This is a genomic window from Arachnia propionica (genome assembly GCF_003932785.1).
Lineage (GTDB): Bacteria > Actinomycetota > Actinomycetes > Propionibacteriales > Propionibacteriaceae > Arachnia > Arachnia propionica_B.
In genome coordinates this window covers 21,012-30,900 of the sequence record NZ_RQYT01000038.1, presented here as the reverse complement: position 1 = coordinate 30,900, position 9,889 = coordinate 21,012, and the positions used below count along the sequence as shown (strand labels likewise).

The following is a 9,889-nucleotide window of genomic DNA, read 5'->3' as shown; positions in this document are numbered from 1 at the left end:
TGGTTGAGGTGGAGCGGTGGGGTGCGTTCCTGACCTCGCGGTTGCCGGAGTTCTTGAAGGACTCCCGCGTGACGATCCGGCCGATCGTTGACCCACTCCACCACGCACCGGAGGATCTTCACGACCCCTCAATCGGGTTGCGGACCGCGGTCACCGCATGCATGCCAGTCGATGTGTTTCCCTACGCCTCCCGCACCTCCAGGGCCTGTGATCTGGACCACACCATCCCCTACCGCGACGGCGACACCGGCCAGACCCGCTGGGGCAACCTCGCGCCGTTGGCGCGTAGGTCGCATCGAGCGAAAACCTTCGGCGGCTGGGTGCTGACTCAACCCGCCCCCGGCTGGTTCCACTGGAAGTCTCCGGCGGGGTTTGAGTATCTGGTGCATGCCACCGGCGGCACGATCTGTCTCCGAACTCCGGAACCAGAACCCAGAGTGGAGGAGCCACCCCCGCCATGGCTCGACCCACCAGAACCCCCAGAGACCAGGCCGGTCGAATCCGAGGCCTGGGAATGGGTCCAATACGCCCTCCACTGAACACCGCTGTTCACGCACCCCCGTTGACCGGGGTCGATACCCCCTGCACCCGGCCGGAAGAGCGTCGGTGAGGGGGTCCGCCCTCCCGCTGGTCGAGCCGGGACCCGGAACGCAGTGGAGGGACCTGTGTCGAGACCCGGTGAGAGTTCGCAGGGACCGTTGCGGAGGTCTCGACACGGACGGCTCGCTGGCGCTCGCGGTCCGGCTCGACCAGCGGACAAGGAGCGCCCCGGGTGCGTTTGTTGCCCGGCTGCTGGTCATCCCTCCCCTGACCGAAGGGTCCCTTCCCGCTGAGTGAGACGGCTCCCTCCCCCCCCGCTGATCGGGCTGAGACACCGTGGGCTCACCATCAATTCGATTGAAGAATTCCACAGGTCATGCGGGTGTTGCTGGTGTCGACGGACTACGGTGCTCGTCCCTTCGGCGGACTACGGTGCTCGTCCCTTCGGCGGGATCGGGGTCCACGTCAACGCCTTGACCTCGGCGCTCCGATCGAGCGGGCACCACGTCGATGTGATCGCTCCCGTGAGGGCGAGGTTTCCCCCGTCCCGGACCACAGCACCGATCTGCTGTGCTCCTCGTTCGGACCCGACGGCATGGGTGACGATGCGGAGCTGTTTCCCTTGGGCTCCCCAGCCTCAGGGATCTCCACAACTCCTTCAGGATCGTGGCGAGCTCCGCGGATCGGACGGAGGGCGGCTACGACGTCGTCCACGCCCGCGACTTCCGGGTTCTCAACGCCGGAGTGGAGCTGAGTCAGAAGTACAACTGCCCGATCGTGGCGGCCGAACACACGGTCCCTGCCGAATACCGCATCGCCATCGAGGGACGGTGATTCCTGTCGGGGGCGTGCTCTACTCTCTTCCCCATGCAACGACGCCTGAGCCTCACCGAAGGCAGCTCTGACAAGTTCTGGTACATCGATGTGGTCGGCGATTCCGTGACCGTCCGGTACGGTCGCCGCGGTTCCGACGGAACCACCAGGACCAAACAGTACGCGACGGCGGAGAAGGCCCTCGCGGAGGCGGAGAAGCAGGTCACGGCCAAGCTTCGGAAGGGCTACTCGGACGAGGACGGGGCTCCCGAGGCTGCCCTCACCCCCGTCGAGCCCACCAATGCGAGAACCGCAGGGATGAAGCAGGCGAAGCGGACGGTGGAACCCGAGCCGGAACCGACGGTTCTGGAACCGATGACGGTCTCGGATGTCGCCGCCGACGACCTGGGATTGCGGGTCTCCCCCTTCGAGCTGGGCTACGACCTCAGCCGGGAGGTGACGATTGAGAGCGACATCACGCCCATCGACCTGGCGGCCGAGGAGGAGCGCGCCACGCGGCTGCTCGCGTCGGAGAAGATCCTCGACGACCCGTGGGACAACGAGCGGCTCGCCACCCCCGAACCCCTGTTCACCACCGTCCCCGACGAGCCGCGACGCCGCTGGTGGGCCCGCCGCATCGGCACCTGGGCCGAGGAGAACCTCCCCGCCCGGAAGGGAACCTGGGGCCCGCCGCCCTCCCTCCAGGAGCCCCGCTGGCTCGGCGTCGTCCTCAAGACGAACTGGGAGGCCAAGGCGAAGTCCATCACCCTTCAGCTGCGCAACCGCAAGGTGGATGCCCTCGTCGCCCGCGGCGTCCTGGCCCTGCGCTCCGAGGAGGAGCGCCAGGCGGCCATCGACGCGCTGCCCTCGCCGCTGCCTCCCCTGTTCACCCTGAACCAGGTGGGGATGTGGCGCAACGCGAGCCGGGAGCCCTTCCTCGCCGCCGCCCTCAGCTGCCTGACGGCGGCGCAGGCACGGGAGCTGTACGAACAGGTACCAGCGAAGGGCACGGCCGACTTCACTCAGGTCACCGCACTCTCAGCCCTCCTGCTGCCCACGCCGGAGGAACGTGCCGCCTTCGCCCGACGCACGAAGGCACCGCTCACGTCCTGGGACGAGGTCGTGCCATGGCTCATCGCGACGGGCCATCACGGCTTCGACACCCTCCTGCGGCACTTCAAGGATGTGAGCAAGGGCGAGGCGGAGACCAGCGCCCGCTGCCTGGCCGAGGCGGCCCACGGGCCGGGCATGACCCCGCTCTTTCTCGACCTGCTGGCCACGAAGGCGGCCCGGGTGGCGCAGGAATGGCTCACCGAACACGTGGCCCACGCCCTGGCGGCCGAACTCACACCGACACGGGCGGAGACCCTCAAGCCGACGCTGCGCGCCCTGCCCGTCGAGCAGCTGCGTCAGGTGCTCGACGACACCACTGGCCCCACCCGGGCGGCGCTCGAGGAGATCATCGCCGAGGCGGACACCCCCGAGCTGCCCGCGGACACCGACTGGTGGGTGGCGGCGGCGACCGATCTGCCCCGCAGCCAGAAGCTCCCCTTCGACGTCACGAGCCTGCCCCCGCTGCTCGTCGCCGATCACCGTCTCGGCCCGGACCAGGTGAAACAACTGCTGCGGGCGCTCAGCGCCGAGAGCGAGCATCCCCTCGTGACGGCGCTCCGCCGGCAGGCCGAGACCACCGTCAGGGACCGCTTCGCCGTCGCCCTGTTCCGGGCCTGGATCGGCTCCGGCGCGCCAAGCCGACAGGGCTGGTGCATGACGGGGGCCGGGTGGCTCGGCGACTCCACCTTCATCCACGAACTGACCCCGCTGCTCCGGGAATGGCCGGGGCAGAGTCAGCACCAACGTGCCGTCAAGGGCCTCACCGCCCTGCGGAACGTAGCCACGGACTCGGCGCTGCAGGCCATCTCCGGCATCGCCGCGAAGGTGAAGTTCGCGGGCCTGAAGAAACGTGCCGGGGAGGCGATGGACGAGATCGCCGAGCAGCGCGGCCTCAGCCGGGACGAACTCGAGGACCGCATCCTCCCCGACGGTGGCCTCGACGAGCGCGGCACCCGCATCTTCTCCTACGGCACACGTCGTTTCCTCGCGCACGTCACCCCCGACGGGAGGATCGCGGCCCGGCTGCTCGACGCCGACGACCATCCCTCGGGGAAGGTGCTGACCTCTCTCCCCGCGCCGAACAAGAGCGACGACCAGGCACGGGCGACCGTCGCGAAGGCCGAGTTCGCCGCGATGAAGAAGGACCTCACCGCGATGGTGAAGATCCAGACCACCCGTTTCGAGCAGGCCATGGTCCAGGACCGCCGCTGGAATCCACGCGACCACGCCACCCTCATCGCACCCCACCCCGTGCTGCGGCGTCTCCTCGCCGGTGTGGTGTGGGGCGTCCACGCGGCCGACGGTTCGCTCGCCGCGACCGCTCGGATCGATGAGGACGGCACCCTCACCGACCCCGATGACGATCCCATCGAGATCCCCGACGACGGCAGCGTCAGCATCGTGCACCCCCTCGACCTGACCGACGAGCAGCTCAGCATCTGGGGGGAGGTGCTGGCCGACTACGAGCTGACCACCCCGTTCAGGCAGCTCGACCGCCCCACCTTCACCCTGCCTCGGGATCAGGGCGACGCGGTGGAGCTGAAGGGGCTGCCCGAGGGCAGATTCCCGGCGACGAAACTGCTCGGCGCGTTCACGAGGTACGGGTGGCAGCGCGGCAAGGCCTACGACGCGGGCGTGTACTGCATCCACTTCATGCCCGTGAGCACCGCCGACCTGACCGTCGTCGCCCGCTACGATTCGGGTCTGTGGATGGGCTCACCCGCCGACCAGGAGGACCAGACCTTGGTGGAGGTCCACGTCGTCAAGGGTCTCCAGGACGCCGACGCCCTCGGCTGGGGGGAGCGCCCGTACTGGCGGGAACACGTCGAGATCCCGTGGAGCCAGGTTCCGCCGAGGATCGTCAGCGAGGTCCTCGCCACCATCAACCAGATCGCGAGCTGACATGACAGACATCCAACGTCCCCCCGCCGAACTCCGCTGGGCCGACGAGCTGGACCTGCTGCGGGAACGGGACCGGCACCGCCCCGTCGCCCCCGGCTGGCAGCTCTCCGCCCAGTCCGTGGTGGAGTTCGTCCTCGGCGACGGCAAGGACCTCACGTGCAAGTACGTGGGGCGCCGTTCCCTGGTGGAGCGCTGTGTGGTGTCGTTGGCGACGAACCGGGGGCTGATGCTCATCGGGGAGCCGGGCACCGCGAAGTCGCTGCTGAGCGAGCTGCTCGCGGCCGCGATCTCCGGCGACACGTCGCTCACCATCCAGGGTTCGGCCGCCACCACCGAGGACGCCATCAAGTACTCGTGGAACTACGCGCTGCTGCTGGCGGAGGGGCCCACGTGGAAGTCCCTCGTCCCCGCCCCCATCCACCGCGGCATGAGTGAGGGCAAGGTGGTGCGCTTCGAGGAGATCACCCGCTGCGCCCCCGAGGTGCAGGACTCGCTGCTGTCGGTGCTCTCCGACCGCAGCCTGTCCATCCCGGAGCTCGACCCCGAGCACCGCACCCTCCACGCCCGGCAGGGATTCAACGTCATCGGCACCGCCAACACCCGCGACCGCGGCGTCAACGAGATGTCGGCGGCGCTGAAGCGCCGGTTCAACTTCGAGACCATCGGTGCCATCGAGGACCTGAAGGTGGAGATGGATCTCGTGGAACGCGAGACCGACCAGATGCTCAAGGCGGCTCAGATCCCGGCCAGGCTCGGCCCTGACGCGACGGAGGTGCTGGTGAGGGTGTTCCGGGAGCTGCGTTCCGGGCAAGCGGGCAAGGAGGGGGTGGAGCGCCTCAGCAGCGCCATGTCCACCGCCGAGGCCGTCTCGACGGGGATGGCCGCGGCGGTCCGCGCCGCCTGGTTCGGCGGCGAGATCCCGGGCGGGAAGGAACTGGCCGAGGCCATCGTCTCCTCGGCCGTCAAGGATGACCCCGACGATGTCTCGAAGCTCCGCGCCTACAAGGAACGTCAGGTGAAGCGTCGCCAGGGCATCTGGCAGGAGCTGTACCAGCACCTGCCGTGACGGATCACACCGCGATCGGCGCCTTGATGACGGGGTGCGGATTGTAACCCTCGACCTGGATGTCGGCCAGCTCGAAGGCGTCGATCTCGGTGACCTCCGGGTTGAGTCGGAGCCTCGGCAGTTCTCGGGGCTCCCGGCTCAGCTGCAGCCGGGCCTGATCGAGGTGGTTGTGGTACAGGTGCGCGTCGCCAAGGGTGTGGATGAACTCCCCCACCTGCAGCCCGGTCACCTGGGCGACCAGATGGGTCAGCAGGGCGTACGAGGCGATGTTGAACGGCACCCCGAGGAACACATCCGCTGAACGCTGGTACAGCTGGCAGCTCAGCCGTCCCTCGGCCACGTAGAACTGGAACAGGGCGTGGCAGGGCGGCAGGGCCATGTCGTCGACATCCGCGATGTTCCAGGCTGAGACGATGTGCCGCCTGGAATCCGGATTGCTGCGGATCGAGTCGATGACCTGGGCGATCTGGTCGACGTGGCGGCCATCGGGGGTTGGCCAGGACCGCCACTGGTACCCGTAGACCGGGCCGAGGTCCCCGTTGTCGTCAGCCCATTCGTCCCAGATGGTGATCCCGTTGTCGTGCAGCCAGGCGATGTTGGTGTCCCCGCGCAGGAACCACAGCAGTTCGCCGAACACCGACCGGGTGTGCACCTTCTTCGTGGTGAGCAGCGGGAAACCCTTCTGCAGGTCGAACCGCATCTGGTGGCCGAAGATGCTGCGGGTCCCGGTCCCGGTGCGATCCGACCGGTCCACACCCTGGTCCATGATGAGCCGTAGCAGATCGTGATACACCCTCATCGTTGCTCCCCCAACCACGTGATGAACTGTCGCACGGCCTGGCCGCGATGACTGATGGCGTCCTTCTCCTGCGGGCTCAGCTCCGCCGAGGTCCTTTCCTCGCCATCTGGCACGAACAACGGGTCGTAGCCGAAGCCTCCGGCGCCACGTTCCTGATCGACGATCCGTCCCGGCATCACACCCTGCCACAGGTGCTGCTCCCCGTCGGGCAGCACCAGGGCCAGGGCGCAGACGAACCGGGCGCCGCGACGCCCGGTCGGCACCCCGTCGAGTTGCGCCAGCAGCAGCTCGTTGTTCGCCGCGTCGTCACACTGCGGCCCGGCCCAACGTGCGGAACGGACCCCCGGCATCCAGTTGAGCTCCTCCACCTCCAGGCCCGAGTCGTCGGCCAGGGCCGGCAGCCCGGTGTGGGCCGCCGCAGCCGCCGCCTTGATGACGGCGTTGCCCTCGAAGCTGCGTTCCGTCTCCTCGGGCTCCGGGCGGGCCGGGAAATCGGTCAACCCCAGCACCTCCAGCTCCAGACCCGCCTCGTCGACGACCCGTCGCAGTTCCCGGAGCTTCTTCGCGTTGTTGGTGGCCAGCACCACCCGGTCGATCCGGCTCATCGGCCGAGCGCCTCACGCTGGATACGGCTCAGTTCGGCGCACCCGGCCGCGCCGAGGTCGAGCAGCACGTTGAGCTCGTCGCGGCTGAACGGCTCGCCCTCCGCGGTGCCCTGCACCTCGATGAACCTGCCCGAGCCGGTCATGACGATGTTCATGTCCGTGCCCGCAGCCGAATCCTCCTCGTAGGCGAGGTCGAGCATCGCGACCCCGTCGACGAACCCGACGGAGACCGCCGCGACGGAGTCCTTGAGCGGCTCCCCCTTGAGCGCCCCCAGCCCGCGGAGGTGTTCGACGGCGTCGGCGAGGGCGACGTAGGCGCCGGTGATCGCAGCGGTGCGCGTCCCGCCATCGGCCTGGAGGACATCACAGTCGAGCACGATGGTGTTCTCACCCAGCGCCGAGTGGTCGACGACCGCGCGCAGGGCCCTGCCGATGAGACGGGAGATCTCGTGGGTGCGCCCGCCGATCCGGCCCCGCACCGCTTCCCGATCGGAGCGGGTGTGGGTGGCCCGCGGCAACATCGAGTACTCCGCCGTGACCCAGCCGAGCCCGGAATCCTTGCGCCACCGCGGCACCCCGACGGTGACGCTCGCGGCCACGAGAACCCGGGTGCGGCCGAACTCGACGAGGACGGAGCCCTCGGCGTGGTCGAGCCAGTTGCGGGTGATGCGGACTTCGCGGAGTTGATCGGGGCTGCGGCCGTCGAGGCGATTCGTCATGCGCCCCAACCTACCGCCAACGAGCCGGCGTGGCCTCCATCCCGCCTCAGGCCTGGTCGATCTGCCAGGCGGTCTGGAGCGCGTCCTCGATGAGGATCGCCAACCAGTCCAGCAACGCCGCCGTCTCGGGGGACTCGTCGATCTGCTGCTCCGTCGGCTCGGCGAGCCGATCCCCCGTCCCCGTCAACTCGACGTGCCACTGGACCCGCAACGCCGCCAGCACCTGCACCCAGGCGTCGATGTGGGAACGCGGCACCCGCACGAAACGGCACTCCTGCTCCCCGAGGTCCGCCAGCACCACCTGCGCGGCGTCGAGCCGGTTGCGTGCCTGCCCCGTCACCGCACGGCACCGGAACTCCAACGCCGCATCGGAATCGGCCACCACGGGCGGGAAGAACCGCTGGAAGTCCGGCTGCTGCTCCACCGTCTCGGCGGCCCGGTCCCCCGAGGCGAACTCCGCCGCGAGCGTCTCGAAGGGGTCTTCGGGATTCACCTGGGGCAGGAGCAGCCCCAGGTCGTGGGCGTAGCGCGTGACGAGGACCCGCAACAACCTCCCACGCCCCTCGCTCGCGTGGAACACCCACCCACGGGTCACATCTGCTCCATCGTCGCCCACAGCGTGTAGTCCTGCATCGCCATGACGTCGCGCTCCATGGCCTCCTTGTTCCCGGATGAGACGACGGCCCTGCCCTCGTGGTGCACCCGCAGCATGAGTTCCTCCGCCTTCGCACGGGGATAGCCGAAGTACTCGCAGAACACATGGGTCACGTAGTCCATGAGGTTGACGGGGTCGTCCCACACGATCGTCACCCAGGCCCCGGTCTGCTCGGCCACCGGTTCCTCCAGGGTCGCGACGCCGCCTTCGGGCTGCTCCAGCGAGGCCCACTGGTTCTCGGACGACACGATCTCCATGCAGTCATGGTACTCACGCTGCGGTGGGGAACGCGCCACATCGGTAGGCTTCGCTCATGACGACAGCGCTGCTGACCGACCACTACGAGCTCACCATGGTTCAGGCCGCGATGGATGCGGGCACCGCGTGGCGACACTCCCTGTTCGACCTGTTCACCCGCCGCCTGCCGGAGGGGCGCCGCTACGGCGTCGTCGCCGGACTCGGCCGGGCCCTCGAGGCCATCGAGGACTTCCGTTTCGACGAGGCCACACTTACCTTCCTGCTGGAACGCGGCATCATCCGCGACAACCTCGCCGAATGGCTCGCCGACTACCGATTCAGCGGGGACATCTGGGGCTACCCGGAGGGAGAGATCTACTTCCCCGGCTCGCCGGTCCTCTCCGTCGAGGGCAGCTTCGCCGAGGCGTGCATCCTCGAGACGGTGCTGCTGTCGATCTACAACCACGACTCAGCCATCGCCGCCGCGGCCTCACGCATGACCGCCATGGCGGAGGGGCGGCCGTGCGCCGAGATGGGGTCGCGCCGCACCCACGAATGGGCGGCCGTCGGGGCCGCGCGGGCTGCCTACATCGCCGGGTTCTCAGCCACCTCCAACCTCGAGGCGGGCCGCACCTACGGCATCCCGACGATGGGGACCGCCGCCCACTCCTTCACGCTGCTCCACGACACCGAGGAGGATGCGTTCCGGGCCCAGCTGACGGCCCTCGGCGTCAACACCACGCTGCTCGTCGACACCTACGACGTCGACGCCGCCATCCGCAAGGGCGTCGAGTTGACCGAGGGCAGGCTGGGCGCGATCCGTCTCGACTCCGGGGACCTGCCGATCATGGCTCGTCGCGCCCGGGACCTGCTGGACGACCTGGGGGCCACGAACACGCGAATCACGGTCACCTCGGATCTCGACGAATGGCAGATCGCGGCGCTCAGGGGCGCCCCCGTCGACGGTTTCGGTGTCGGCACCTCGCTGGTGACCGGCTCCGGCCACCCCACCTGCGGTTTCGTCTACAAGCTGGTGGCCCGGGCCGACTCGGAGGACCGGAGCGCCCCCATGGTCCCCGTCGGCAAGAAGTCGAAGGGCAAGAACACCCTGGGCGGCCGCAAGTTCGCCATGCGCCGCCTCGGGGAGGACGGCCGCGCGGAGGCGGAGATCATCGGGCTCGGCACCCCACCGGTCAACGACGGCAACGACCGTGACCTGCTGGTCGATCTGGTGCGCGACGGCGCCCCCGTCCATGACCTCTCGCTGGAGAAGGCACGGGCCCGGCACACCGCGTCGCTGGCCGAGCTGCCACTGTCGGCGCTCAGGATCAGCAAGGGAGACCCCGCCATCGAGACGATCATCCTGGACTCGGGCGGCACCCAGACCACCAACCCGTACCAGGCCGCGCCGCGACCCGCCACGCTGTGACACGGGTAGCA

Annotated in this window: 10 protein-coding genes; 5 read left to right on the top strand and 5 right to left on the bottom strand. The window is 69.0% G+C overall.

The genetic code is table 11. The features are described from left to right. The 4 genes from EII35_RS12605 to EII35_RS12595 all read left to right on the top strand — a co-directional run. Window positions 1-539 (top strand): HNH endonuclease family protein (locus EII35_RS12605; RefSeq protein WP_221739752.1); only part of this gene is annotated, 539 nt, incomplete at its 5' end. Window positions 540-1,206: 667 nt separating this feature from the next. Further along, window positions 1,207-1,374: a glycosyltransferase family 4 protein gene (locus EII35_RS15730; RefSeq protein ID WP_148098947.1), complete on the top strand. Its 168-nt coding sequence runs from the start codon at window positions 1,207-1,209 to the stop codon at window positions 1,372-1,374. Between the two features lie 33 nt (window positions 1,375-1,407). Then, window positions 1,408-4,368 (top strand): WGR and DUF4132 domain-containing protein, encoded by a 2,961-nt coding sequence (locus EII35_RS12600; protein WP_125228819.1) that lies wholly within the window; start codon window positions 1,408-1,410, stop codon window positions 4,366-4,368. Between the two features lies 1 nt (window position 4,369). Then, window positions 4,370-5,434, top strand: coding sequence for an ATP-binding protein (locus EII35_RS12595; protein WP_125228818.1), 1,065 nt, complete (start codon window positions 4,370-4,372; stop codon window positions 5,432-5,434). A 4-nt stretch (window positions 5,435-5,438) separates the two neighbouring features. On the opposite strand, the gene EII35_RS12590 is transcribed toward EII35_RS12595, so the two are convergent. From EII35_RS12590 to clpS, 5 genes are read right to left on the bottom strand one after another with little or no spacing between them, the layout of a single operon-like run. Further along, window positions 5,439-6,233, bottom strand: coding sequence for a thymidylate synthase (locus EII35_RS12590; RefSeq protein WP_125228817.1), 795 nt, complete (start codon window positions 6,231-6,233; stop codon window positions 5,439-5,441). Further along, entirely contained in the window at window positions 6,230-6,829 is a 600-nt protein-coding gene (gene rdgB, locus EII35_RS12585) for an RdgB/HAM1 family non-canonical purine NTP pyrophosphatase (RefSeq protein ID WP_221739754.1), read from the bottom strand. The genes EII35_RS12590 and rdgB overlap by 4 nt, the downstream gene beginning before the upstream one ends. 5 nt (window positions 6,830-6,834) lie before the next feature. Next, entirely contained in the window at window positions 6,835-7,557 is a 723-nt protein-coding gene (rph, locus tag EII35_RS12580; protein WP_125228815.1) for a ribonuclease PH, read from the bottom strand. Window positions 7,558-7,603: 46 nt separating this feature from the next. Then, window positions 7,604-8,152, bottom strand: a complete 549-nt coding sequence (locus EII35_RS12575; RefSeq protein ID WP_185744320.1) for a DUF2017 family protein — start codon at window positions 8,150-8,152, stop codon at window positions 7,604-7,606. Then, window positions 8,149-8,469 carry an ATP-dependent Clp protease adapter ClpS gene (clpS, locus tag EII35_RS12570; protein ID WP_125228813.1) on the bottom strand — a complete coding sequence of 107 codons (321 nt, stop codon included), beginning with the start codon at window positions 8,467-8,469 and terminating at the stop codon, window positions 8,149-8,151. The genes EII35_RS12575 and clpS overlap by 4 nt, the downstream gene beginning before the upstream one ends. Window positions 8,470-8,525: 56 nt before the next feature. Between clpS and EII35_RS12565 the strand changes: the two genes are divergently transcribed. Then, window positions 8,526-9,878 carry a nicotinate phosphoribosyltransferase gene (locus EII35_RS12565; RefSeq protein ID WP_125228812.1) on the top strand — a complete coding sequence of 451 codons (1,353 nt, stop codon included), beginning with the start codon at window positions 8,526-8,528 and terminating at the stop codon, window positions 9,876-9,878. Window positions 9,879-9,889: the final 11 nt, after the last annotated feature.

Excerpts from the sequence above, each read along its gene's own strand:
- EII35_RS12595 (WP_125228818.1), top strand. The coding sequence starts at position 4,370 with ATGACAGACATCCAACGTCCCCCCGCCGAACTCCGCTGGGCCGACGAG.
- rph (WP_125228815.1), bottom strand. The coding sequence starts at position 7,557 with ATGACGAATCGCCTCGACGGCCGCAGCCCCGATCAACTCCGCGAAGTC.
- EII35_RS12600 (WP_125228819.1), top strand. The coding sequence starts at position 1,408 with ATGCAACGACGCCTGAGCCTCACCGAAGGCAGCTCTGACAAGTTCTGG.
- clpS (WP_125228813.1), bottom strand. The coding sequence starts at position 8,469 with ATGGAGATCGTGTCGTCCGAGAACCAGTGGGCCTCGCTGGAGCAGCCC.
- EII35_RS12565 (WP_125228812.1), top strand. The coding sequence starts at position 8,526 with ATGACGACAGCGCTGCTGACCGACCACTACGAGCTCACCATGGTTCAG.
- EII35_RS12590 (WP_125228817.1), bottom strand. The coding sequence starts at position 6,233 with ATGAGGGTGTATCACGATCTGCTACGGCTCATCATGGACCAGGGTGTG.